Genomic DNA, 1306 nt, shown 5'->3' on the forward strand with positions numbered 1-1306 from the left:
GGCTGCCTGCGACGCCCTCAGCGTGCCGCTAGCCGCAGGCCCTGCAGTCAGCTGCACCCGCACTTTCACCATTCTCCCGCTGCGCTACGCCGCCGTCGGCGGCAACTCCGGCTTGCGCGAGCGCCTGCCGCAATTGCCAGACAATCTGCATCACGCGCATCAGGCTGGCGCCTTGACTCAGGCTGCCTACGCGATACGGCCACTGCGTGAAGGATTCCTTTACGTCATGGAAGCTCGCCGAATAGGCAACAGGTTGTTATTTCTTGACCCGTTCCGCATTTCGGCAGATGGCTCACTGGCCATCACCAGCTTCGATGATCCCTGGCAAGCCCCGCCGGCCTCACTGACGGCGCAGGACGTGATGCGCAACCTGGCATGGGCTCTGACTATCCACGATGTGGATGACCTGGTCGGGCTGCGGCTGTTCTACAGCCCTGACCCACTGAGCAGAGCTACGCTGATGCGGCTGTTCCACCAGGCTTCCAGCTTGCCGGCCGTGAACGTGGCCAAGTATGCCGCCCCTTCCTGCTCAGTCCCTGAGTCCCATGTACTGACTTACGGTCAACTCGACCTGGTGGCCGATTTCGCCGCAGAGAACGATCCAGACCTGCGCAAGATGCTTGACGCACAGCTATCTTCGACGCCGAAGATCATGTCGCTGGTGGCCTCTCGGCAGATGCTCAAGCCAAAGCCAAACAGCGATACGCCGCGAGGTATCGCCATCGTGGTCGAGGACGCGATCGGCATTACCCAGGATCTCAATGCCTGGCGCAACGCGGGCCTGGAACACCTCAAAGGCTGGCTGGAAACCACCACGCCCGGCGCGGAACCAGACCAGCCGGGGATCAGCAACGAGCGCAAGGTGCTGGTGGCACAAGCGTTCACTCAATTGCACGCCGAGTTCAGTGAGCGCAAGGTCGGCGCCCTGCTGAGCCGCCATACCCAGACCCTGCGTGAGCACCTGACAGACGGCGAACAAAGCCTGCCGCCCGGTCAAACCCGCGAATGGTGGGCGCAGACACGCGAAGGCATTCTTGAAGTTGAGGCGCAGTTCAAGCGCAAGGATCTCGAGGCGCGTGCTGCCACTGGCGAGTTTGCCAAGGCTTTCGAAGAGCGCTACTTGCCAAGGGTCGATCTGCCCGCCATGCACGTTCAGCTGGGCTGGTTCGAGACCGTCAGCCGCGAAGCGCAACGCCAGGCTGATGCTCGGGCAGGCGACCACCTGATGTGGCTGCAACATCCGCGACTGTTTGCAGCGCTGGATCTCTATGACCAGGAAGACCTCACCAGCGGTCTGTGCTTTGCG

General features: G+C 62.3%; 1 protein-coding gene. It reads left to right on the forward strand.

Translation table 11 applies throughout. The features are described from left to right. Positions 1-1306 (forward strand): toxin VasX (locus FW789_RS24275; protein ID WP_446432148.1); only part of this gene is annotated, 1306 nt, incomplete at both ends.

This window comes from Pseudomonas sp. 1121_17, assembly GCF_052850745.1.